We start from the raw sequence: 24,347 nt of genomic DNA, 5'->3' as shown, positions 1-24,347 counted from the left end.
GTGCGCTTCTCGTTCTTCATTCCCCTGCACCTCGGTGCATCAGCTTCGCGCCATTCCGAGTCGACAACTGGTCGGCGAAAGAACGGTCACCGGACAATCTTCGGCCGACTCGCGACGCACATGTCTCAGCGCTAAGCAATCTCCGTCCGTAGCCGCACCATTCATGCGGACGTAGCACGCGCCACAGCGGCCGCAGCGGCCGCGGTCTCCCGGCACACACTCGAGCGAACGGGGAAAGAGCACATGTCAAAGGCACGAGGGTCACAGTTCCGGGAGGGCGGCCCCGGCCGTCACTGGTACCGCGACCGTGGCATCGCCACCCGGATCTTCGCCGTCAGCACCGCCCTTCTCCTGGGCACCGTGGCCGCCACCGTGTCGGGGGTCGTCGGCACGCAGCGGGTCGGCGACCTGCACGTCGAGGCGAGCGAGGCGGTGGCCGCGCAGCGGACCGTGGAGACCGCCCGGTACGACCTGCTGTGGGCGGCCAACTGGCAGAACATCACCGCCTGGAACGCCCGCGTGATCGGGGGCCAGACGGCGGCCGCGCCCGACGGCGACAACCTGGCCAACTACCGCGACGGCGCCGAGGGCTTCGAGCGGCTGTTCGAGATCGACCGCAGCCAGCTCGACGCCGAGGCGGAAGCAAGCCTCGCGGTCATCCAGGAGAACTGGACGGCCATGAGCGATTACAACGACCAGATCTTCGCCCTGTGGGCGCAGGGCCGCCTCGACGAGGGCGACGCGCTGTCCAACGGGGACAAGTGGGACGTCTTCTACGTCCTCGACCAGGCGATGGTCGAGCTGGTCGAGTCCGTCGACGCCCGAGTCGCGCAGACCGAGGCCGACGTCGCCGACGCGAAGACCGACACCGTCATCACCTCGCTGATCGTGTCGGCGCTGGCCTTCCTGCTCGGCGGCTCGCTGGCGTGGGTTGTCTCCCGCGGCATCGTCCGCGGCGTGCGACAGGTCCAGGCCGGCCTGGAGCGGCTGGCCGCCCGTGACCTCACCGTCCGGATGCCGGTGCGCGGGCGGGACGAGCTGGGCCAGATGGCCGAGGCGCTGAACACCGCCGCCGAGGCCATGACGACGACGATCGGCGAGATCGTCTCCTCGGCCGCCGCGGTCGCCTCCTCCTCGGAGGAGCTGTCGGCCACGTCGGCGCAGATCTCGGCGTCGGCGGAGGAGACCGCTGCGCAGTCCGGCGTGGTCGCCGGTGCCGCCGAGGAGGTGTCCCGGAGCGTGGAGACCGTGGCGGCCGGCGCGGAGCAGATGGGTGCCTCCATCCGGGAGATCTCGCAGAGCGCCGCCGAGGCGAGCGAGGTGGCGTCCCGGGCGGTGAGCGCCGCGGAGTCGACGACGGCGACGATCGCGAAGCTCGGCGAGTCGTCGACGGAGATCGGCAACGTGGTCAAGGTGATCACCAGCATCGCCGAGCAGACCAACCTGCTGGCGCTCAACGCCACCATCGAGGCGGCGCGCGCGGGGGAGGCGGGCAAGGGCTTCGCGGTGGTGGCCAACGAGGTCAAGGAGCTGGCCCAGGAGACGGCGAAGGCCACCGAGGACATCGCCAAGCGCGTCCTGGCGATCCAGGGCGACACCACCGCCGCGGTGGCCGCGATCGAGGAGATCAGCTCGATAGTCGCGCAGATCTCCGACCGGCAGACCACCATCGCCAGCGCGGTGGAGGAGCAGACCGCCACCACCAGCGAGATGTCACGGTCGGTGCAGGAGGCGGCCAGCAGCACCGGCGAGATCGCCACGAACATCACCGGCGTCTCCACTGCGGCGGAGTCGACGACCCAGGCGCTCACCCAGACCCGTACCGCGGTCGACGAGCTCTCCCGCATGGCCGCGGACCTGCGCACCAGCGTCGGACGCTTCATCTACTAATCCATCCCCGCGAACGGGCGGCAATCGGGCGACCGGTTGCCGCCCCGTTCTGATTCCGCGGGCGAGAGAGTGGCGTCATGTCGACACGCGGAATGCGGTCGCCGATCAATCTTCGCGAATGTATCGGGACACGTTTGAAAACTGAAAGGATGCGGCCGGATGTCTCCTACATTCCCATTCGTCACCTCCGCACCACTCGATGGACCGACTCGTTCGATCCGTCCCGGCGCGACGAAGCCCCGCCCGCCTCGCACGGCCTTCCCACAGGAGTTCCACCATGACCGCCGTTCCCCCTGCCCAGACGTCTCGCGGCGCACGGCTCGCTCCGACCGGCAGGTCCGCCGGGTCACCCCTCTCGTGGTGGGGGGATCGCGGCGTCAGTACGAAGGTCGTGACCGCCGTCGGCCTCGCCGGCGTCGTGGCCACCGGAATCGGCGTCATGGGTATCTCGGCCCTCGGCGCGTCGGCGGACCGCACGCAGGTGATGTACGAGAGCAACATCGCGGGGCTCACGGCGGCCGCCGACATGAAGGACGCCATCTCGCAGGTGCGCATCGCCACCCGCAATGCTCTCCTGACGCCGGAGGACGCCGACAGCCAGCGGATCACGAGCACCACCATCCCGGCGCTGGCCGACCAGTTCCACGCTGCCGCCGATGCCTACGCGCGGTCGTTCCCGACCCCGGAGAAGCAGGCCCTGGTGGACGGGGCGGTCGAGGACTTCGACGCGTACGTGAGCGCAGGGACGACCGTCCTCGGCCCGCTGGCCCTGACTCTGGACTACGCCGGCTGGTGGGCGCAGAACGAGGCCCAGGTGGCGCCCCTGGCCAGCGACGTGGACAAGGTCCTCGACGAGGTCCGGGAGATAGAGGCCGCCGAGGCGAAGGACGCCGCCGCGGCAGCACAGGACGCCTACGAACGCCAGCGGACCCTGTCCATCGTGGTGCTGATCGTGGGGATCGCAGCGGCGCTCGCCGTCGGTTTCCTGATCGCGCGGGGCATCCGGCTCGCGGTCGGCAAGGTCCAGCGAGTGTCGGATGCGCTCGCGGCGGGAGACCTCACGCGGTCTGCCGGCCTCACCACGCGGGACGAGCTGGGTCGGATGGGCGAGGCGCTGGATACCGCCGTCGGAAACCTCCGGTCGGTGCTGGGTGGTGTCGCGGCGTCGGCCGACGCCGTCGCGGCGTCGTCGGAGGAGCTGTCGGCGTCCTCGGCGCAGATCTCCGCCTCGGCGGAGGAGACCGCCGCGCAGTCCGGCGTCGTCTCCAGCGCTGCCGAGGAGGTCAGCCGGAGCGTGCAGACCGTCGCCGCCGGTGCCGAGCAGATGGGCGCGTCGATCCGGGAGATCGCATCCAACGCCGCCGAGGCCAGCGAGGTGGCCGCCCGCGCCGTTACCGCGGCCGAGACCACCACGGCCACCGTGGCCAAGCTGGGCGAGTCGTCGGCCGAGATCGGCAACGTCGTCAAGGTCATCACGAGTATCGCCGAGCAGACCAACCTGCTGGCGCTGAACGCCACCATCGAGGCCGCCCGCGCCGGCGAGGCCGGCAAGGGCTTCGCCGTCGTGGCCAACGAGGTCAAGGAGCTGGCGCAGGAGACCGCCAAGGCCACCGAGGACATCGCCCGCCGGGTGCAGTCGATCCAGGGCGACACCACCGCGGCGGTCGCGGCGATCGAGGAGATCAGCGCGATCGTGGCGCAGATCTCCGACCGGCAGACCACCATCGCCAGCGCGGTGGAGGAGCAGACCGCGACCACGAACGAGATGTCGCGGTCGGTGCAGGAGGCCGCGGACGGGACGACGGAGATCGCCGGCAACATCACCGGGGTGTCCACCGCGGCGGACTCCACCACCCAGGCGCTGACCCAGACCCGCACCGCCGTCGACGAGCTGTCCCGGATGGCCGCCGACCTGCGCGCCACCGTCGGCACGTTCACCTACTGAGGCACCACCCCGCGGAAGCGGGTGCCGGACCCGCACCGCGGGTGCCGATAACACGCAGGACGGCCGGGTCCGCCGACGGATTCACCGTGACTCCGCCGGCGGCCCGCCGATGACCCAGCCGGGCGGGCCCCCCCGAGCCCGTTCGCGACGCGAGAGAGAAGGCACACACGGTGGACGGTCTGGACGACATCGTCGAAGAGTTCCTGGTGGAGAGCCACGAGAACCTCGACCAGCTGGACACCGACCTGGTCGCCCTCGAGCAGGAGCCCGGTTCCCGCGAGCGGCTCTCCAGCATCTTCCGGACGATCCACACCATCAAGGGCACCAGCGGCTTCCTGGCCTTCAACCGCCTGGAGGAGGTGACCCACGTCGGGGAGAACATGCTCTCCCGGCTGCGTGACGGCGAGCTGGACCTGACCCCGGCGCGCACCAGCGTGCTGCTCCAGATGGTCGACACCGTCCGAGCGCTGCTCGCCTCGATCGAGGCCGGTGGTGGTGAGGGTTCCGTCGAGGTCACCGGAGTGGTCGCCGCGATCACCGCGGCCATGGACGACACCACGGCCGCACCCGCACCGGTCGTCCCGGCCCCGCGGGCTGCGACGCCGGCAGAGAAGGCGCCGGCGAAGGCGGCGACCGCCAAGGCCCCGACCGCCAAGGCGCCCGCGAAGGCCCCGACCGCCAAGGCGCCCGCCAAGGCCGCCGCTACCAAGAAGACGACCGCGCGCAAGGCACCGGCCTCGCGCGCGACGACGACCCCGGTGGCGCCCGCCGCCCGGTCCGTGGAGGAGACCCCGGTCGCCGTCCGCACCGATGAGCTGCGCGAGGGAGCACACGCAGTCATGCCCGAGCGCACTGTGGAGGAGCCGGCCGCGCCGGCCCCCGCCGCCGAGCAGGCCGATACCGAGGCCGCGTCGGCCGGTGGCGACGGTCAGGCCCGGCGCGGCGTCGCCGACAGCACCATCCGCGTGGACGTCGACCTGCTCGACGAGCTCATGCTGCTCGTGGGCGAGCTGGTCCTCACCCGCAACCAGATCGTGCAGAACGTCGCCCGGCAGACCGACACCGACCTGATCCGCGCCTCCCAGCGGCTCAACCTGATCGCCAGTGAGCTGCAGGAGGGCGTCATGAAGACGCGCATGCAGCCCATCGACCACATCTGGTCCAAGCTCCCCCGCGTCGTCCGGGACCTCGGTCTGCAGTTGGAGAAGTCTATCCGCCTGGAGATGGAGGGCCGGGAGACCGAGCTCGACAAGACACTGCTCGAGGCCGTGAAGGACCCGTTGACCCACCTGGTGCGCAACTCGGTGGACCACGGCATCGAGGCCCCCGAGGACCGCAAGAAGGCCGGCAAGCCGGCGGAGGGCGTCCTGACCCTGCGTGCGCGGCACGAGAGCGGGCAGGTCGTCGTCGAGGTCGCCGACGACGGCGCCGGCATCGACCCGGCGAAGCTCGGCGCCAAGGCCGTGCAGCGCGGGCTGCTGACCGCCGACGCCCTGTCGCGGATGAGCCCGGCCGACATCCTGCAGCTGATCTTCCTGCCCGGCTTCTCCACGGCCTCCGCGGTCACGAACGTCTCGGGCCGGGGCGTCGGCATGGACGTCGTCAAGACCAACATCGAGTCCATCGGCGGCACCATCGAGGTCGAGTCCGAGACCGGCCGCGGCACCGTCTGCCGGCTGCGGATCCCACTGACCCTCGCCATCGTCCCGGCGCTGACCGTCGAATGCGCCGGCGATCGCTACGCCATCCCGCAGATCAGCCTCCAGGAGCTGGTCAGCCTGGACGCCGAGAAGGCCGCCAACGCGGTCGAGGAGGTCGGGGGCGCGCAGGTCTACCGGCTCCGCGGCGAGCTGCTGCCGCTCGTACGGCTCACCGACGTGCTGGGCCTGACCTCCGAGCGGCACGACGGCCACGTGGTCATCGCCGTGCTGCGCTCGGAAGGACGGCGCTTCGGCCTCGTCGTCGACCGGGTCATCAACACCGAGGAGATCGTCGTCAAGGCGGTGGGCGGTCAGATGAAGGCGATCGGCCTCTACTCCGGTGCGACCGTCCTCGGCGACGGCACGGTGGCCCTCATCCTCGACGTGCAGGCGCTGGCCCGCCGCGCCCTGCGCACCGAGACCACCGAGCGCCAGGATTCACAGAAGGCCGCCTTGAAGGCTGCCGCCGCCAGCGAGACCGAGCGACAGCGGATGCTGCTGGCGGCCATCGGCGGCGGCCGGCGGGTGGCCATCCCGCTGGACACCGTGACGCGCCTCGAGCAGGTCCGTGCCGACGCGGTGGAGAAGGTCGGCAACCGCGAGGTCGTCCAGTACCGGGGGGCGATCCTGCCGATCGTCCGCCTCGACCGGCACCTGGGTGCCTACGGCGAGACCGACCGCGAGGTCCTCGAGGTCATCGTCTACGCCGACCACGGGCGCAGCGTCGCCATCGTCGTGGAGGAGATCCTCGACATCGTGGACGGCGAGGCCGCCGTGCGCAGCGACATCGACGACCTGGGCCTGCTCGGCTCCGCCGTCCTCGGCGACAAGGTGACCGAGCTGCTCGACGTCCGGGCCGCGATCCTGGCCGCCGACCCGGCCTTCTACTCCGCTTCCCCCGCCACGACGCCGGCCGGCGTCCCCGCCTCTCTGCTGGAGGTCTGACGTGACCGCCCCCATCCGTACCACCGCTCCCGCCACCAGCGGGCAGCTGGCCACCTTCTGGCTGGACGGCGACCTCTACGGCATCGAGGTCGAGCACGTGCAGGAGGTGCTGCGCAGCCAGCAGCTCACCCGCGTGCCGCTCGCCCCGACCGCCGTCGCCGGGCTGATCAACCTGCGCGGCCAGGTGGTGACCGCGATCGAGCTGCGCGAGCGCCTCGGCCGGCCGCCGCGCCCCGAGGGCACCGACGCCGTCATCATCGTCGTCCGGCTGCACGGCGAGGCCGTCAGCCTGCTGGTGGACTCCATCGCCGACGTCGTCGACGTCGATGCCGCGGACTTCGAGGCCCCGCCGGACACCCTCGAGGGACAGGCCCGTGACCTGATCCGCGGCGCCTACAAGCTGCACGGCCAGCTGCTGCTGGCCCTGGACGTGCAGAGGGCCGTCTCCGCCTGACGACGGCCGGGGGAGCATCGCAGCGAGGAACGAGCGAGGAGAGATCGCCACCAACATCGGGGCGTCTCGCTTCAGCTACTGAGAGCAACCTTCACTACACGGACAAGTACCGAACACGCGACCGTCACCCCGTCGTCCTCCCGCGAAGGGGTGACGGTCGCATGGCGCTACCGGAGGTTCACCGTCAGCATGGTCTGACCCACTCTGGAGATCGCCGGTTGGAGGCGCTGCCGTGCCCTACTCACTGGTCAGTGCCGCGACGCTCGGCTTCGACCTGGTGCGGCTGCCTGCCGGCCGGGCGGTCGCCGGGGTGCTCCTGACCGGCCTGGGCGCCGACGGCCCGACGCTCTCCCGCGCGGCCGCGACGCATCCCGGCCGGGGCCTCACCCGCGAGGAGCGAGGCGTGCGCGCCGTCCGGGGCCGCCGCGCCCGCGAGATGGCCGCGTCCGTTCCGCACGTGCGCGACGCCGCCGCGGCGGGGGGCCGTGCGGCCGTGCTGGTCACCCAGCTGGAGCAGGGCACGATCGGCGACGCCCCCACGCTGGAGCGGCTGCTCCGTGACGACGTCCTGGGACCCGAGCACGCGGCCGCCGCCGGGCTGCCGGAGGAGGAGCGGGGCGAGGCCGTCGACGTCCTGGCCGACGCCGCCCTCGGGTACTGGGCCGCCGGAGTGCTCCCGCCCCTGGTCCGCCGCGAGCTCACCGGGCCCTACGACAGCGCCGTGGAGCGTGGTGACCTGGCCGTTCCGGTGATCGGCTCGGACCTCGGCCCCGCCGCCGGTGAGCTGGCCGGCCTCCTGCAGGCGGTCCGCGGTCTCGACGAGGCCGGCCGGGGTGCCTGGCGTGCTGCCGTCGACGAGGGGCGCGCCGGGCACCGCCCCTGGGCCGCGGCCATGCACGAGGCGTCCTGGGCGGCGCACGTCTCCGGGCGGACCCGGGCGCTGGCGACGGCGCAGCTGCACGCCGTCCAGGCGTTCCTGGACGGCGGCTTCGACCTGCACGACGGCGCCGCCGGTGTCTGGAACGCCGTCGCGGGCTGCGTCCAGGGGACGGCCATGGCCGACCTGCTCGACGAGGGCTCCCTCGCCGTGCTGCGCGCACCATCGGAGCGGGTCGCTCGCGGCTGAGGGGCGCCGATCGCGTCCGCGCGCGCTCGGCCCGCCCGGGCGTGGATCGGGCGACCCGAGCACTGTCGTCGTCACCGCAGTCGTAGAGCGCTGGGGGCGCGGGGACGACGCGGGGGTCGGTCGACGCGCGTTCGTCGATGACCGACCCGAGGCGGGGCCCCACTGCTCCGGCCATGTCGACAAATGGCTGAAATGCTAATTCGACGACGCCGTAACGGTCACCGATGAATTGTGTAACGAGTTCGGCCGGGAGCTTTCTTTTTGTTCGCCCGCACCTGAAGCTCTTGGTGACGGCAATGTCAGCGGCGCTCCCCCGGCCGCCGCGAATGGGATGTCCGGCCCCGCTCAAGGGTTGCGATCCGGTGCCGATACAGAAATGAACAGCCTGTCGGGCTGAGCCCGACAGGGAAGCAGGAGGACACGCGTGAACCCGATCCGGGTGATGGTCGTCGACGATTCCGTCGTCGTCCGGAAGATCGTGACCGACGTGCTCTCCGCCGATCCGGACATCGAGGTCGTCGGCACCGCCGTCAACGGCCGGATCGCCCTGGGCAAGCTCGAGCAGCTCGAACCCGACCTGGTCACGATGGACATCGAGATGCCGGAGATGAACGGCATCGAGGCGGTGCGTGCCATCCGCGCCACCCGCAACCGGGTGCCGATCGTCATGTTCAGCACCCTCACCGAGCGCGGCGCCTCGGCCACCTTGGACGCCCTCTCGGCCGGGGCCAACGAGTACGTCACCAAGCCGGCCAACGTCGGCAGTGTCGGGCAGTCGATGGAGAGCGTCCGCGAACAGCTGATCCCGAAGATCAAGGCGCTCACCGGCCGCCCGGTCGGCCCCGCCCGTGTGGCGGCTCCGGTGCCGCCGCCTCCCCCGCCGGCACCCCGCACCGGCCCCGGCAAGAAGCCGGCCGTCCTGGTGATCGGCTCGTCCACGGGCGGACCGGAGGCACTGGCCCGGGTGCTCCCCCAGCTGCCCGCGTCCCTCCCGGTGCCCGTCCTGCTCGTGCAGCACATGCCGCCGGTCTTCACCCGCCAGTTCGCCCAGCGCCTCGACCGGCTCTGCCCGCTCCGCGTCGTCGAGGCCTCGGACGGGACGCCGCTCGTCCCGGGCACCGTCCACCTGGCGCCGGGCGATCACCACCTCGTCGTCCGCCCCGCCGGATCCCGCAGCGGGCGGCAGGGACTGCACACCGGCCTGAACCAGGGCCCGTCCGAGAACTTCTGCCGTCCGGCGGTCGACCCGCTCTTCCGCTCGGCGGTGGCCGCGTTCGACGGCGCCGTGCTGGCCGTCGTCCTGACCGGCATGGGAGCCGACGGTCGCAACGGCGCGGGCGAGATCCGCGCCGCTGGAGGCACCGTGCTCGTCCAGGACCAGGGCACGTCTGTCGTGTGGGGCATGCCCGGCGCCGTCTGCCAGGCCGGCTACGCCGACGAGGTGCTACCGCTGGACCGCATCCCGGAGGCAATCAACCGCCACCTCGCCGGTGTCGCCGCCCCGCGTCCCACCGCGGCCGTGGCGGGCGGTGCCCGATGACCCTGACCGCGACCAGCTTCGACTGGGTCCGCGCGCTCGTGCACAAGGAGAGCGCGATCGTCCTCCAGCCGGGGAAGGAGTACCTCGTCGAGGCCCGGCTCCTGCCCATGGCGCGGGAGAGGGGGCTGCCCGACGTCTCCCACTTCGTGGAGACCGTCCGCCACCGGCCTGACCCCGACAGCACCCGCCGCATCGTCGAGGCGCTCACGACCAACGAGACGTCGTGGTTCCGTGACGGTGACCCGTTCACCGCGCTCACCTCCACGGTGATGCCGGCCCTGCTGGCAGCCCGGGGACCGAACGAGCGACTGCAGATCTGGTCGGCCGCCTGCTCCAGCGGGCAGGAGCCGTACACGATCGCGATGCTGCTCCAGGACTCGCTGCCCAACGCCACCAGCCGCGTCTCCATCACCGCGACCGACCTCTCCCGCGAGATGGTGGCCCGGACCCGCGCCGGCCGGTTCAGCCAGCTCGAGATCAACCGGGGTCTGCCCGCGCCGATGCTCGTGCGGCACTTCACGCGGGCCGGCAACGAGTGGGAGGTGGCCGCGCCGTTGCGCCGGATGGTGACCGCCAGCGAGTGCAATCTCGCCGCGCCGCTGCCGCGGATGGGCCCGTTCGACGTGGTCTACCTCCGCAACGTCCTCATCTACTTCGACCTGCCGACGAAGCAGACGATCCTTCGCCGCGTGCGCGAGCTGATGCGCCCCGACTCATGGCTCTTCCTCGGCGCGGCGGAGACGACGCTCGGAGTGGACGACTCCTGGGAGCGGGTCGTCGTCGGCCGCAGCTCCGCCTACCGCCCGCTGAAGGGAAAGTGAACGTGCGCGCTCTGGTGATCGACGACTCCAAGGTCATGCGGCGCATCGTGGCCGGGATCCTCGAAGGGCTCGGGTACGAGGTGCAACAGGCCGGTCACGGCCGGGAGGGGCTCGACGTCCTCGCCGGTGGCTGGGTTCCCGAACTCGTCTGTGTCGACTGGAACATGCCGGTGATGGACGGCCTGCAGTTCGTCTCCGCCGTCCGGTCGAACCCGACCTGGCGGCACGTGACGATCATGATGGTCACCTCGGAGAGCGAGCACGGCCAGATCGTGCGGGCCCTGGCGGCCGGCGCCCACGAGTACGTCATCAAGCCGTTCACCGCCGATGCCATCCGCGACAAGCTCGCGCTGCTCGGCCTGCTTCCCCAGGACGTGGTCCGGTGAGCCGGCCGGCGAGCTCACGCACGACACGGCGACCGCGGACGCGGGGGACCAGCGCCGGCGAGGAGACCACGTGAACGAGTTCCACGACACCGGTGAGCGCCGCCGCAGCAGCGACACGCCTCTGCTGATCACCGACCTGATCGACGAGGAGACGGTCCGGAGCATCGCCCAGGAGGCATGGTCCGCCCTGATCGGCGATGACGAGTTCCTCGTCCCGCTGCCCGGTGGCCCGCCCGACGACGCCGTCAGCTCCTGGGTGGACGTCGTGGGGCCCTGGACGGGCACGGTCGTCCTGACCTGCTCCCGCGCGACCGCCGAGGAGCTGGCCCGCTGCCTCCTGGCCGAGCACGCGCCGCCGGTGCTCGACGCCGAGGACGTCCACGACGCCCTCGGCGAGCTCGCCAACGTCGTGGGCGGCAACGTCAAGGCCGTCCTCCCCGGTCCGTCCGCTCTCGGCCTGCCCGAGCTGGGGTCCATCCCCGCCGCAGGGCCGCCGGCCGACACCTGCCGCGTCGATCTCCTGTGGCGCGGCCGGTCACTGACCATCACCGTGCAGGGCTCCGCCGGAGCCGTGCACATCACGCCCGAGAACAACCCGCAGAAGAACGAGGTGCCACTGTGAAGATCCTGGTCGCCGACGACAGCCGCGTCATGCGGCAGATCGTCATCCGCACCCTGCGCCAGGCCGGTTACGACGACCACGACATCGTCGAGGCGGAGGACGGCGCCGACGCGCTGGCCAAGGTGTCCTCGGACCAGCCGGACCTGGTCCTGTCGGACTGGAACATGCCCAACATGACGGGCATCGAGTGCCTCCAGGCCCTGCGTTCCTCCGGCTCGGCCGTGCCGTTCGGCTTTGTCACCTCGGAAGGCTCCCCGGAGATGCGCGAGAAGGCGGCCAACGCGGGCGCGCTCTTCCTCATCGCCAAGCCCTTCACCGAGGAGACCTTCAAGGAGCACCTGGACGGGGTCCTCTCGTGAGCACCGTCGTGCTGCCGGCGCCGAAGGACGTCCGGGACATGCTCGCGGCCCTGATCGGCCGCAACGTCACCGTCTCCCCGGGTGCCCCGGTCACCCCAGCACCTGACCGGCCGGTGTCGGTCGCCGTCTACGTGTCCCCCGAGATGTCGGTCAACGCCCTGTGCCTGATGGACCTCGGCGCTTCCGCGTACACCGGCGGTGCCCTGGCCCTGCTGCCCCCCGGCGGCTGCCAGGACGCCGTCGAGGAGGACGGCGAACTCAGCGGCGTGCAGATCGAGGCTCTCCACGAGGTGGTGAACGTGCTGTCCGCCCTGTTCAACACCCCGGGAGCGCCGCACTCGAAGCTGCACAAGCTGTACGCCGCCGGCGGTGACCTTCCCGGCGACATCGAGGGCATGCTGGCCGCCTTCAACCGCATCGACCTCGACATCGACGTGCAGGGCTACGGCAAGGGATCGCTCTCCCTCGTCATCCCGTGACGTCGTCGTCCTACCGGACGACACCGCGGCCGATCGCCGTCCCCGACGGCGTCGTCGGTCCGGCTCGGTTGCACGTGGAACAGTGCTCAGGTCAGGGCGGGCTGACGGTTCTCGATGCTGCTGGGCAGGCAGGCCCAGACGTGCTTCCAGCCGTCGTCGACGTACCAGCCGTGGGCCACCGACAGCCGGGCGACCAGGTGCAGACCCAGGCCTCCCTTGGCCGGATCGCGGTCGACGGCCGGCGCCGGCATCATCTCCGGGGCGCGGTCGCTGACGTTCAGCAGCCATCCCCCGCTACCGGCGATGACGGTCGCCACCACGGGGGACGCACCGTGCCGGAGCGCGTTCGAGGCGAGTTCGTCGAAGGCCAGCACCAGTCGCTCGCCCGCGGTGTCCTGGTCCTGGACGGGGAAACCCACCGCTCCGAGCCGGCTCCGCAGTGCCGCGCGCGCCGCCGGGAGCTCGGCCAGGTTGCTCAGGTCCCAGCGCCACACCTCCCCACGCCCGTCCGGTAACGGGCGCAGTGGCCACGCGAGTCGACCCATAGCCCTCTCCCCCGGTTGCCGGCATCCTGCCCACGTCCGGGGTGCCCACGACGCTGCGCCGTCAATCGTGCGCCGGGGTGGTTCCTGCCCCGCCGGGGTGGCTTCCCGCCAGTCGCACTGCCACGAGGGCGACGTCGTCTTGCGGGGTGCCGCGGAGCATGCGGCGCAGCAGGCCGTCGCACAGCTCGTCCAGGGGCCTGCCGGTGAGATCCCGGAGATACCGCGTCACGGCGGCCGTCCCCTCGTCGAGGGTGCTGCCCCGTCGCTCCACCAGCCCGTCGGTGTGCAGCAGGACGGTCGCCCCGGGAGGCAGCGGCACCACCGACTCGGTGCGGATGGAGCCCGCGTCCACGCCGGGCATGAGATCGCCGAGCTCCCCGCCCAGCACCGTCACCCTGCCGTCGGCGGCCAGCAGCAGGAGCGGGGGATGACCGGCGTTGGCCCAGCGGAGGGCGCGCCCTCTGTCTCCGTCGGACTCGACCCGGGCGATCGCCGCCGTCGCCAGCGTCTGATGGTGCATCTGGACGATCGCCTCGTCGAGGCCGCGCAGCACCTCGGCAGGCCCGGCGCTGCTGTAGTGGGCGATCCCGCGCAACAACCCGCGCAGCTGGCCCATCGCCGCCGCGGCCGCCGTGTCGTGCTCGACGACGTCCCCGATCACCACGACCAGGGAGCCGTCCCGCTGGAGGAAGGCGTCGTACCAGTCCCCGCCCACCCGCGCGGCCTCGGCCGTCGGGACGTAGCGGACGACGACGGCGCCCCCAGTCAGCGCGGGGGGATCGGTGAGCAGGCTCCGCTGCAGGGCCTCGGCGAGCTGGGCCTGCTGGCTCTGCCGGTGCACGCGCGCGATCGCCCGGCCGGCCTCCGCCGCGACCTGCCGGGCGATCTCCATGTCCTCTTCGGTCATGATCCGGCCGGCGTCCTGGTAGAGCGTCAGGACTCCGACGGTCCGGGCCTCGGCCGTCAGGGGGAGCACCACGGCCGTCGCGGGCGCCAGCGCCGTCAGCAGGTCGCGGGCCGGGCCGTCCGCCATCAGAGCGAGGACGGCGTCGACGGACTCGGTGACCGGCGTCCCGGTGGTCAGAGCCTGTCCCACCGGCGAATCGCCGGGGAGCGTGTCGAGCCGGATCTGGGCGTACCGGTCCACGACCTCCCGCCGGGCCGGGTCGCCGTACCACGAGCCCACGTCGCGGGCCCGGCCCTCCCGGTCGACGAGAGTGACGATGCACCCGTCGGTGAGGACGGGGACGACCAGCTCGGCCAGCCGGCCGATTCTGTCCACGCGTTCAGTCGCTGCCAAGGTGGCACGGAACGGCGGTGGGGGGTCCTGCCCCGTGGGATCGGGCGAGCCCGCCGCGGTCAGTCGGGGTGCCGGAGCAGGTAACGGCCGAAGTGCGGAACCGTGAACGCGATCTGTCCGCGTTCGGCCGAGTAGACCAGCCCCTTCTTGATCAGCGAGTCACGCGCGGGGGACAGCGACGCGGGCTTGCGACCCAGCGCGACGGCGACCTCCGACGTCGCCACCGCCGCGCCGCCCGGCCCGCCCAGCTCGGCCATCGCGTGCATGTACTCGCGCTCGGCCGGGGTGGCCCGGTCGTAGCGGGAGCCGAAGAAACCGACGGCCAGCTCGGCCTCGGCGACCGGCGCGGCCATGGACACGTCGTCGGCGGTGATGGGGGAGGAGGCCGCGAGGTCCCAGGTGACCTTGCCGTAGGCCTGCACGAAGTAGGGATAGCCGTCGGCGGTCTCGTACAGGGCGTCGAGGGCGGCGGGCTCGAACTCGACGTCCTCACGGGCGGCGGGCGCCAGGAGTGCCCGGTCGGCGGCCTCCCGGTCGAGCCGGTCGATGCGCAGGTAGCGGAACAACCGCTCGGAGTAGCTCTTGGACGCGCTGAGAACCGCGGGCAGGTGCGGCAGGCCGGCGCCGACGACGATCAGCGGCGCCCCCTGCTGGGACAGCTCGTGGCAGGCCGCGCAGATCGCCGAGACGTCGTCGGGTTGCACGTCCTGCATCTCGTCGATGAACAGGGCGATACCGCTGCCGATGTCGGCGGCCACCCCGGCGGCGTCGCTGAGCAGCTCCACCAGGTCGATCTCCATGTCACCGGAGTCGGCCCGCCCCGTCGCCGCGGGGACGTCGATGCCCGGCTGCCACCGGTCCCGGACCTTGGCGTTCTCCGGTGCCTGGCGCTGGGCGAAGGCCTTGAGGACGCCGAGGACCTCCTCCATCGACTCCTGGTCGCGGTGCCGGGGGCCGAGTTCCCGCAGCGCCATGTGCAGCGCGGAGGAGACCGGCCGGCGCAACGACTGCTCGGGCCGGGCCTCGATCTTGCCGGTGCCCCACCCCCGCGAGATCGCCGCCGAGCGCAGCTGGTTGAGCAGCACCGTCTTGCCGACGCCGCGCAGCCCGGTCAGCACGAGGGAGCGCTCCGGGCGGCCGTGGGCGATCCGCTCCAGGACCACGTCGAACGCCGACAGCTCGGTGTCGCGACCGGCCAGCTCGGGTGGGCGCTGGCCCGCGCCCGGGGCGTAGGGGTTCCGCACGGGATCCATGTCGAGCACCGTATGGCCTTGTCTAGCCACAACCGTAGAGATCCGTAGAAGCGCCTAGCGCGTGTCGTCGTCGGTCCCGGCACCCGGGCTCCGGGCGCGCGGCCGCCGTCTCGCGCGGACGTGCGGCGGTCGTCGAGGCCGATCTGCCGCTCTCTAGCGTTCACGCTAGAGAGCGCTAGCTGGGCCGAGATCCCCCACTCGGCGATTCCGCACGGCTAGCGTCGGTGCTGTGATCAAGTTCGCGCTCAAGGTGGTCGTCCTCGCGGCGGTGTTCTACGGCCTCACCCGGTACGACGTGCTGCCGGGGCTCGACGTCGTCGAGAACCCCGAGGGACCTCTGGGCGAGTTGGGCACCTACCTCTGGATCGGCCTGCTCTTCGGCGTCCTCAATGCGCTCGTGGGTCCCATCCTGCGGCTGCTGTCGCTGCCCTTCGTGCTGCTGACCCTCGGCCTGTTCCTCCTGGTCGTCAACGCGGCCCTGCTCGGGCTCACCGCGGCGCTGACCGACCGCCTCACCGTCGACGGCTTCGGCACCGCCGTCCTCGGCGGGCTCATCCTGGCCGTCGCCGGGTGGGTCGCCGACCAGCTGCTGGACCGTTGAACGGCCCAGGTGGCGGCGATGCGGCGCGGGTGGATGACGACCGCTGCGCCGCCGTGACGTGCACCTCACCACGCAGTAGCGTGGCCTGACATGGCCAGCACCACCGTCGTACCCGAGACCCCGGTGCACGGGCCGGACGGCGCCTCCTCCACCGGCTCCCTCACCGAGCTCGCCGCGCTCGAGGCCGCCCGCGACGAGAAGCGTCGGCTCCTGGCCCGTGCCGCCGAAGCGGCGCGGTCGGGGCAGCGCCCCCTTCCCACCGGCTGCACCGAGGACGACCTGCCCGTCCTGCTGCAGCGGTACTACTGGAGCGAGCCGGCGGCCGAGGTCCTCGGCCACGAGCCGGCCGAACTCGCCGACCTCGCCCTCGGCCACCTGCGGCTCGCCGAGGTGCGCCCGCCCGGCTCCGCCACCGTCGACGCACAGCGGCTGCCCGACGGGCGTGCGGTCATCCGGCTGGTCACCGACGACATGCCCTACCTGGTGGACTCGGTCACCGCCGAGGTGATCCGTCAGGGCTTCGCGCTCGCCCACATCGTCCATCCGGTGGTCGTGGTGCAGCGGGACCTCCGCGGGAAGATCAAGGCATTCTGCGACAGCGGCCTCGCGGTCGGCTGCGGCGCCGACGCGCTCACCGAGTCGTGGATGGCCGTCGTCCTGGACGGCCCGCTCGACGCGGAGGCCTCCGCCGACCTCGTCGCCGGGCTGCGCACGGTCCTCGACGACGTCCGAGCCGTCGACGAGGACGCCGAGCGCCTGCGGGCGCGGGTCCTGGAGCTGGCCGGACGCCTGGACGAACTGGCGACGACCGGCACCGGACCCGACCCGGACGGCGATCCCGCCGACGATCCGGCCGAGGCCGCCGCCCTGCTCCGCTGGCTGGCCGACGGCAACTTCGTCTTCCTGGGTGCGCGCGACGTGGAGCTGGCGGTGGCCAAGGGCAAGGCGACGGCCCGAGCCGTGCACGGCAGCGGGCTCGGCGTCCTCCGCAGCGACACCGACATGAACGAATCGGTGACCGCGACACCGGAGGCCACGCGCTCCCCGGTGCCGCACCTGCTGGCCGTCACGAAGGCCGACGTGCGCTCCCCGGTCCATCGCCGGGCCTGGCTGGACCTGATCGCGGTCAGCCTCCCGGAGGAGGACGGCCGGGCGCGGCAGTTCCGCTTCGTCGGGCTGTTCCCGTCCGCCGCGTACACCAGCAGCGTCCTCGACGTCCCGCTGGTGCGCCGGCGGGTGGCCGAGGTGGTGGCCCGCTCCGGTGTCCCGGCCGACAGCCACACCGGCAAGGAGCTGCTGGAGATCCTGGAGACCTACCCCCGCGACGAGCTGCTCCAGGTGGGGGCCGACGAGCTCCTGCCGGTCGCGACGGCGGTGCTGCACCTGCAGGAGCGGCGGCAGACGCGGTTGTTCCTGCGTCGCGACCCGACGGGACGGTTCTGGTCGGCGCTGGTCTACCTCCCCCGCGACCGGTACACGACCGAGGTGCGGCTGGCGATGCAGGAACTCCTGCTGTCCCGGCTCGGCGGCACGAGCATCGAGTACACGGCGCGGTCCACGGAATCGGTGCTGGCGCGGCTGCACTTCGTCGTCCGCGTGCCGGTGGGGCGGCGCGGTGGCCCCAGACCGGTGGCCGTCGACGTGGAGTCGCTGCAGGCCGAGCTGGCCGCGGCGGCCCGGAGCTGGGCCGACGAGCTCTCCGACGCCCTGCACGAGCGATACGGCGCCGAGGCGGAGCAGGTGTTCGCCCGCGTCGCCGACGCGTTCCCCGCGGCCTACCAGCAGGACTTCTCCGCCGAGCAGGCCGTCGACGACCTGGCCCGGCTGGACGGGCTGACCGAGGGTCAGCTGTCCATGCGCCTGTGGACCCCGCCCGGGGCGGCGGCCGGCGAGCGTCGGCTGAGCATCTACCGGGTCGGGCAGCGGCTGCTGCTGTCGGAGGTCCTGCCGGTCCTGCAGAACATGGGCGTCGACGTCGTCGACGAGCGGCCCTACGAGATCGACCGCATCGGCGCGCCACCCACGTGGATCTACGACTTCGGCGTCGCGGTCCCACCGGTCGAGCTGCCGCTGCTCCGCTCGCTGCCCGAGCGGTTCACCGAGGCGGTCGGCGCGGTGTGGCGCGGCGACGCGGAGGACGACGGGCTCGGAGCGCTGGTCATGCTCGCCGGCCTCAACTGGCGGCAGGTGACCGTCATCCGCGCCTACGTGCAGTGGCTGCGACAGGCCGGGCTCCCGTTCGGGCAGGACTACGTCGAGCGGACGCTGGCCGCCCACCCCGACGTCGTCGCTCGGCTGGTGCTGCTGTTCGAGACCCGGTTCTCCCCCGGCCGCGTGAACGGGAGGGCGAAGCGCCAGGAGGAGCTGGTCGAGGCGCTGCGCGGCTCGATCGGCGAGGTGGCATCCCTCGACGCCGACCGGGTGCTCAGCTCGCTGCTCGCCGCGGTCACCGCCACGCAGCGGACCACCTACTACGCGGGCGGCCCGCTGGCGCTCAAGCTCGACCCCGCGGCCGTTCCCGATCTGCCCGAGCCCCGGCCCGCACGCGAGGTCTGGGTGAGCTCGCCGCGGGTCATGGGCATCCACCTGCGCTTCGGCGCCGTCGCCCGCGGCGGTCTGCGCTGGTCCGACCGGCGCGAGGACCTGCGCACCGAGGTGCTGGGGCTGGTCAAGGCGCAGATGGTGAAGAACACCGTCATCGTGCCGACCGGCGCCAAGGGTGGCTTCGTCGTCAAGAACCCGCCGGCGGTGTCCGACCCCGCCCACCCGGCCTCCCGCGACGCCGTCCTGGCCGAGGGGCAGGCCTGCTACAAGCTGTTCATCGGCGCCCTGCTGGCGCTCACCGACAACCTGGTGGACGGCAAGGTCATCCCCCCGGAGAAGGTGGTCCGGCACGACGGCGACGACCCCTACCTCGTCGTGGCGGCCGACAAGGGGACGGCGACGTTCTCCGACCTCGCCAACGGCGTGGCGATCGAGCGCGGGTTCTGGCTCGGCGACGCCTTCGCCTCCGGTGGGTCGGTCGGCTACGACCACAAGGCCATGGGCATCACCGCCCGGGGCGCCTGGGAGTCGGTGACCCGGCACTTCCGCGAGCTCGGCATCGACGTCCAGGAACAGGACTTCACCGTCGTCGGCATCGGTGACATGTCCGGGGACGTCTTCGGCAACGGCATGCTGCTGTCGGAGCACATCCGGCTGGTGGCCGCCTTCGACCACCGGCACGTGTTCGTCGACCCGACACCGGACGCGGCGGCGTCCTTCACCGAGCGCAAGCGCCTCTTCGGGCTGCAGCGCTCCTCGTGGGCGGACTACAACCGTTCGCTGATCAGCGCCGGCGGAGGCGTGTGGCCGCGGACGGCGAAGGCCATCCCGGTCTCGGAGCCGATGCGTGCGGCGCTCGGCCTCGCCGACGGCGTCGCGACGCTCACCCCGGTCGAGCTGATCCGGGCGATCCTGATGGCGCCGGTCGACCTGCTGTTCAACGGCGGCATCGGCACGTACGTGAAGGCGTCGACCGAGAGCGCGCTGGACGCGGGGGACAAGGCCAACGACGCGGTCCGCGTGGACGGCGAGCAGCTGCGCGTCCGGGTGGTCGGCGAGGGCGGCAACCTGGGGCTGACCCAGCGCGGCCGTGTCGAGTACGCGCTGACCGGCGGCCGGGTGAACACCGACGCCATCGACAACTCCGCAGGCGTCGACACCTCCGACCACGAGGTCAACATCAAGATCGCCCTGAACCGGGTGGTCGACGACGGCGAGCTGGACGCCGCCGGCCGGGCGGCGCTGCTGGGGGAGATGGCCGACGAGGTCGCCGCCGCGGTGCTGACCGACAACCACGACCAGAACGCCACCCTGGCCGTCGAGGCCACCTCGGCGCGCAGCCTGCTGGACGCCCACGAGCGCTTCCTCCGCTCACTGGAGCGCTCGGGACGACTCATCCGCAGTGTCGAGGCGCTGCCCGACGACCGGGCGCTGGCCGAGCGCCGCCGCGACGGACAGGCGCTGACCAGCCCGGAACTGTCGGTGCTGCTCGCCTACGCCAAGCTCGAGACCGGCGACGTCATCCTGCACAGCGACCTCCCCGACGACCCCGCGCTCGAGGACCTGCTGACCGGTTACTTCCCGAGCCGGCTGCGCGAGCGCTTCCCCGCCGCGATCACCTCGCACCCGCTGCGGCGGGAGATCATCGCGACGGCGCTGACCAATCGGGCGGTCAACATCGCCGGGGTCACCGGGCTGTTCCGGCTCTGGCAGGAGACCGGCGTCCCGCTGGACCGGGTGGTCCGGGCACACGCCGTGGCCCGGGCGGTCTTCGACGTCGACCGGCAGTGGGACGCCGTGGGCGCGCTCGACAACCGGGTGACGGCGGCGACCCAGGTCGAGCTGCGCACCGAGGCCACCCGCCTGGCCGAGCGGACGGCGCGCTGGCTGCTGCGCCAGCCCGACCTCGTCGCCGACCCGGCTCCCCCGGTCGCGGCTGTGCGGGACCGGTTCGCCGCGCCCGTCGCCGCCGTCCGGGCGGCCCTGCCCAAGTGGCTGCTCGGGCTCGAGGCGGAGGCGTACGCCGCCCGCGTCACCCGGCTGCACGGGTCCGGTGTGCCGACGGAGCTGGCGGCCGAGGTCGCGGCCGCGCCGCTGCTGCCGGCGGCGCTGGACCTCGCGGTCGTCGCCGAGCGGACCGGGGCACCCGTGGCGCTGGCCGGGCAGGTCATGCAGTGCGTGGCCGAGCGGCTGGGGCTGGTGCCGCTGCGTGAGCTCGTCGTCGCACTCCCGCGCGACCGGCGCTGGCCCTCGATGGCCCGAGCCTCGCTGCGCGACGACCTGGCGGCGGAGACCACGTCGCTGACCGAGGACGTCCTGAGCGCCCGCAGCTCGGACGCCGACCACCCGCACGAGCTGGTGGCGGCGTGGGTCGAGGCCTGGGACGCCACGCAGTCGCGCTCGGCCGCGCAGCTCGCCGACATCGTGGCCGGTGAGCGCCACGAGCTGGCTGAGCTGCTGGTCGCCGTCCGCACGCTGCGCGGGCTCCGCAAGCGCCGCCAGGCCCGTCGCCTCCCCCGCCCTGCGGAGAAGTAGCCCCTTCCGCCATGACGGCCGAGTGGTTATGGGTGAGTATGGGGCTCTCTAGCTGTGGCGCTAGAGAGCCGTAGAACCCCTCAGACGGGCGGACGGCGCTCGCCGAAGCGGGTGGCCTGCTCGAATGCGTGGCCGACCTCGAGGACGCGACGGTCGGCCCTCGGGGCGCCGATGACCTGGAGACCGACCGGCAGCCCGTCGTCGGTGAACCCACCGGGTACCGAGAGAGCGGGGCAGCCGGTCGCGGAGATGACCGTGCAGGAGCGCATCCACTCCAGGTAGTTGTCCTGGTGGACGCCGGCGATCTCGGTCGGGTACTCGATCTCCACCGGGAAGGGCAGCACCTGCGTCGTGGGCGCCAGCAGGACGTCGTAGCGCTCGAAGAACGCCACCATCCGCTCGTAGAGCGTGGTGTGCAGCTGCTCCGCGCGGGCGAGGTCGGGCCCGGTGAGCTTCGCGCCCATCTCGGCGTTCCAGCGGATGGACTCCTTGACCTTCTCGGGGGAGCGCCGGGAGATCTCGCCGAAGGAGGACTCGAACAGCCAGGCCCGCAGCGTCCCGAACACCTCGTCGGCGCCGGACAGGTCCGGGCAGTCCTCCTCCACGGCGGCGCCGAGCGACTCGAAGACCGCCACGGACGGCGCCAGCACCGCGGTGATCGCCGGATCCACCGTCACCTGCCCCCCGAGGTCGGGCGCCCACGCCACCCGCAGACCGTCCAGGCGCTCGGGCAGGGGAGCGGCGAAGCGAGCAGGGTCGTCCGAGAGGGAGATCGGCACCCGCGGGTCGGGTCCGGCCAGCACCGACAGCTGCAGTGCCACGTCGGCGACCGTCCGCCCCATCGGCCCCTGCACCGACAGCTGCGACCAGCCCATCGCCGCCGGCCAGGTCGGCACCCGCCCCGGCGTCGGCCGCAGACCCACCACGTTGCAGAACGCGGCCGGGTTGCGCAGCGAGCCACCCATGTCGCTGCCCTCGGCCAGGGGCACCAGACCGGCGGCCAGCGCGGCCGCGGCCCCGCCCGACGAGCCGCCCGCGGACAGCCCGTGCCGGTAGGGGTTGTGGGTGGCCCCGAACAGCGGGTTGAAGGTGTGCGATCCGGCGGCGAACTCCGGCACGTTGGTCTTGCCGACCCGGATCGCACCGGCCGCGGCCAACCGGGCCACCACGAGCTCGTCGCGCAACGGCACCGTCTCGGCGTGCAGCGGCGAGCCCCACGTCGTCCGCATGCCGCCGGTGGCGTGGGTGTCCTTGTGCGCGACCGGCAGCCCGTGCAGCGGGCCGACGTCCTCGCCCGCGGCGAGGGCTGCGTCGGCGGCGTCTGCCGCGGCACGCGCCCCGTCGGCGTCGAGGGTCACGACGGCGTTCACCGTCGGGTTCAGCCGGTCGATCCGTTCCAGGTGCGCGTCGAGCAGCTCGCGCGCGGAGATCTCGCGGCCGCGCACCATCGCGGCGAGCTCGGTAGCGGGCCGGGTGCAGAGGTCGTCGTCGAGGGTCACCCGCCGAGCCTGCCATGCTCGGCTCCGCTCCGCCGCTGCCCCCGCTCGCGCGCGGGAACGACGCCGAGGAACGATGAGGGGCGATGGACGACGAACGAGACACGAGCACGGACGGCACCACCTTCGACGACCTCGGCCTGCGGCCGGAGCTGCTGCGGGCGCTGTCGGCCCTCGGGTACGAGGAGCCCACGCCCATCCAGCAGGAGGCGATCCCGCCCCTGGTCGAGGGCCGCGACCTGCTCGGCCAGGCGGCCACCGGCACCGGCAAGACCGCCGCGTTCGCCCTGCCGGTGCTCCAGCGGCTGACCGCCCACCGGACCGACCGCGCGCCGGTGGGCCTGGTCCTGGTGCCCACCCGTGAGCTGGCCGTCCAGGTCTCCGAGGCCCTGCACCGCTACGGCCGGGAGCTCGGCGCCCGGGTCCTCCCCGTCTACGGCGGCGCTCCGATCGTCCGGCAGTTGCGCAGCCTGGAGTCCGGCGTCGACGTCGTCGTCGCGACGCCGGGCCGGGCGCTCGACCTGCTCAACCGCGGCAGCCTGGAGCTGGGGGAGATCGCCACCGTCGTCCTGGACGAGGCGGACGAGATGCTGGACATGGGCTTCGCCGAGGACCTCGAGGCGATCCTCGACGAGACGCCGGAGAGCCGGCAGACCGTGCTGTTCTCCGCGACCATGCCCCGCCGGTTGGACGCCCTCGCCCGGCGCCACCTCAGCGACCCGGTCCGGATCACCATCGCCCGGGAGAAGGCGCAGGCGGGGGAGGCCCCGCGGGTCCGCCAGACCGCCTACGTCGTCCCGCGGGCGGCCAAGCCCGCCGCGCTCGGCCGGGTCCTCGACATCGAGGCGCCGACAGCGGCGATCGTCTTCTGCCGGACGCGTGAGGAGGTGGACGCCCTCACCGAGACCCTCAACGGTCGGGGCTACCGCGCCGAGGCGCTGCACGGCGGGATGAGCCAGGAGCAGCGCGACCGGGTGATGGGCCGGCTCCGCGGCGGGACGGCCGACCTGCTGGTGGCCACGGACGTCGCCGCCCGCGGTCTGGACATCGAGCAACTGACCCACGTCGTCAACTACGACGTCCCCTCGGCGCCCGAGTCCTACGTGCACCGCATCGGGCGGGTGGGCCGGGCCGGCCGCGAGGGCGTGGCGATCACGCTGGCCGAGCCCCGGGAGCACCGGATGCTCAAGACCATCGAGCGGGTCGCCGGGTCGCCCATCTCGGTGCAGACGGTCCCGACCGTGGCCGATCTGCGCGCCCGGCGCCTGGATCTCACGCGGGGTGCGCTGCGCGAGAGCCTCCTCGGCGACGACCTCGACCGGTTCCGCGTGGTCGTGGAGACGCTGGCCGACGAGTTCGATCTGATGGAGGTCGCGCTGGCGGCGGTCAAGCTCGCGCACGAGGCCGGGGGAGCGGCCGACGACGACGAGGAGATCCCGCAGGTCACCTTCCGCCCCGACGCGGGGAAGCGGCCGGGCGGGCGGGAGAGCGGGCAGGGTGCCGCTCGCGGTGACGGGCCGAGGGGACGGCGTTCCTCCGGTGGCCCGGCGGCCCGCCTCTTCGTCGGCGCCGGCCGGGAGGCCGGGATCCGGCCCGGTGACCTCGTCGGGGCGATCACCGGGGAGACGGGGCTGACCGGCCGGGACATCGGCGCGATCGAGATCCATCAGCGGTTCGCGCTGGTGGAGGTGCCGGAGTCCGCCGCCGACGAGGTCATCGGCGCCCTCAAGGCCACGATGATCAAGGGCCGGAAGGCGACCGTCCGCCGCGACAAGAGCTGAGCGAAGGACCCCGTCCTCCCCACCC

General features: G+C 72.7%; 17 protein-coding genes and 1 pseudogene. 14 read left to right on the top strand and 4 right to left on the bottom strand.

Annotated elements, in window-relative coordinates:
• Positions 1 to 243: 243 nt before the first annotated feature.
• From CHB94_RS17240 to CHB94_RS17190, 11 genes and pseudogenes are all read left to right on the top strand, one after another.
• Positions 244 to 1,890, top strand: coding sequence for a methyl-accepting chemotaxis protein (locus CHB94_RS17240; RefSeq protein ID WP_089337792.1), 1,647 nt, complete (start codon positions 244 to 246; stop codon positions 1,888 to 1,890).
• Between the two features lie 355 nt (positions 1,891 to 2,245).
• A pseudogene (locus CHB94_RS17235) lies at positions 2,246 to 3,835 on the top strand (methyl-accepting chemotaxis protein); the annotation flags it as partial.
• Positions 3,836 to 4,005: 170 nt separating this feature from the next.
• Positions 4,006 to 6,480 carry a chemotaxis protein CheA gene (locus tag CHB94_RS17230; RefSeq protein ID WP_089337790.1) on the top strand — a complete coding sequence of 825 codons (2,475 nt, stop codon included), beginning with the start codon at positions 4,006 to 4,008 and terminating at the stop codon, positions 6,478 to 6,480.
• A gap of 1 nt (position 6,481) precedes the next feature.
• A complete protein-coding gene (locus tag CHB94_RS17225) occupies positions 6,482 to 6,934 on the top strand; it encodes a chemotaxis protein CheW (protein ID WP_217899358.1) in 453 nt (150 codons plus the stop codon).
• 232 nt (positions 6,935 to 7,166) lie between these two features.
• Entirely contained in the window at positions 7,167 to 8,060 is an 894-nt protein-coding gene (locus CHB94_RS17220; RefSeq protein WP_089337789.1) for a hypothetical protein, read from the top strand.
• 424 nt (positions 8,061 to 8,484) lie between these two features.
• Positions 8,485 to 9,600 (top strand): protein-glutamate methylesterase/protein-glutamine glutaminase, encoded by a 1,116-nt coding sequence (locus CHB94_RS17215; protein ID WP_089337788.1) that lies wholly within the window; start codon positions 8,485 to 8,487, stop codon positions 9,598 to 9,600.
• The gene (locus tag CHB94_RS17210) at positions 9,597 to 10,421 is read left to right on the top strand and encodes a CheR family methyltransferase (protein ID WP_089337787.1); all 825 of its coding nucleotides are present in this window, start codon (positions 9,597 to 9,599) and stop codon (positions 10,419 to 10,421) included. Before CHB94_RS17215 ends, CHB94_RS17210 begins: the two co-directional genes overlap by 4 nt.
• Before the next feature lie 2 nt (positions 10,422 to 10,423).
• A complete protein-coding gene (locus CHB94_RS17205) occupies positions 10,424 to 10,807 on the top strand; it encodes a response regulator (RefSeq protein WP_089337816.1) in 384 nt (127 codons plus the stop codon).
• A gap of 70 nt (positions 10,808 to 10,877) precedes the next feature.
• Complete coding sequence (locus CHB94_RS17200; RefSeq protein ID WP_141137536.1) at positions 10,878 to 11,429, top strand: chemotaxis protein CheX; 552 nt, start codon at positions 10,878 to 10,880, stop codon at positions 11,427 to 11,429.
• Positions 11,426 to 11,788: a response regulator gene (locus CHB94_RS17195; RefSeq protein WP_089337785.1), complete on the top strand. Its 363-nt coding sequence runs from the start codon at positions 11,426 to 11,428 to the stop codon at positions 11,786 to 11,788. The genes CHB94_RS17200 and CHB94_RS17195 overlap by 4 nt, the downstream gene beginning before the upstream one ends.
• A complete protein-coding gene (locus CHB94_RS17190) occupies positions 11,785 to 12,267 on the top strand; it encodes a hypothetical protein (RefSeq protein ID WP_254920719.1) in 483 nt (160 codons plus the stop codon). Before CHB94_RS17195 ends, CHB94_RS17190 begins: the two co-directional genes overlap by 4 nt.
• A gap of 86 nt (positions 12,268 to 12,353) precedes the next feature.
• Here the strand turns inward: CHB94_RS17190 and CHB94_RS17185 are convergent, their stop codons facing one another.
• The 3 genes from CHB94_RS17185 to CHB94_RS17175 all read right to left on the bottom strand — a co-directional run bounded on the left by CHB94_RS17185 (position 12,354) and on the right by CHB94_RS17175 (position 15,365).
• Positions 12,354 to 12,812 carry an ATP-binding protein gene (locus tag CHB94_RS17185; RefSeq protein ID WP_089337784.1) on the bottom strand — a complete coding sequence of 153 codons (459 nt, stop codon included), beginning with the start codon at positions 12,810 to 12,812 and terminating at the stop codon, positions 12,354 to 12,356.
• 61 nt (positions 12,813 to 12,873) lie between these two features.
• Positions 12,874 to 14,094, bottom strand: coding sequence for a PP2C family protein-serine/threonine phosphatase (locus tag CHB94_RS17180; protein ID WP_141137535.1), 1,221 nt, complete (start codon positions 14,092 to 14,094; stop codon positions 12,874 to 12,876).
• 77 nt (positions 14,095 to 14,171) lie between these two features.
• Entirely contained in the window at positions 14,172 to 15,365 is a 1,194-nt protein-coding gene (locus CHB94_RS17175) for an ATP-binding protein (RefSeq protein WP_089337814.1), read from the bottom strand.
• A gap of 229 nt (positions 15,366 to 15,594) precedes the next feature.
• Between CHB94_RS17175 and CHB94_RS17170 the strand changes: the two genes are divergently transcribed.
• Positions 15,595 to 15,966: a phage holin family protein gene (locus tag CHB94_RS17170; protein WP_089337782.1), complete on the top strand. Its 372-nt coding sequence runs from the start codon at positions 15,595 to 15,597 to the stop codon at positions 15,964 to 15,966.
• Positions 15,967 to 16,056: 90 nt separating this feature from the next.
• Positions 16,057 to 21,045 (top strand): NAD-glutamate dehydrogenase, encoded by a 4,989-nt coding sequence (locus CHB94_RS17165; protein WP_089337781.1) that lies wholly within the window; start codon positions 16,057 to 16,059, stop codon positions 21,043 to 21,045.
• Between the two features lie 80 nt (positions 21,046 to 21,125).
• Here the strand turns inward: CHB94_RS17165 and CHB94_RS17160 are convergent, their stop codons facing one another.
• Positions 21,126 to 22,544 carry an amidase gene (locus CHB94_RS17160; protein ID WP_089337780.1) on the bottom strand — a complete coding sequence of 473 codons (1,419 nt, stop codon included), beginning with the start codon at positions 22,542 to 22,544 and terminating at the stop codon, positions 21,126 to 21,128.
• Positions 22,545 to 22,627: 83 nt separating this feature from the next.
• Here CHB94_RS17160 and CHB94_RS17155 point away from each other — a divergent pair, with 83 nt between their 5' ends.
• Positions 22,628 to 24,322, top strand: coding sequence for a DEAD/DEAH box helicase (locus CHB94_RS17155; RefSeq protein WP_089337779.1), 1,695 nt, complete (start codon positions 22,628 to 22,630; stop codon positions 24,320 to 24,322).
• Positions 24,323 to 24,347: the final 25 nt, after the last annotated feature.

The sequence above is a fragment of the Blastococcus mobilis genome (assembly GCF_900188025.1).
GTDB lineage: Bacteria > Actinomycetota > Actinomycetes > Mycobacteriales > Geodermatophilaceae > Blastococcus_B > Blastococcus_B mobilis.
Note: the sequence above shows the minus strand (reverse complement) of the source record. Positions and strands in the feature narration are given on the sequence as shown.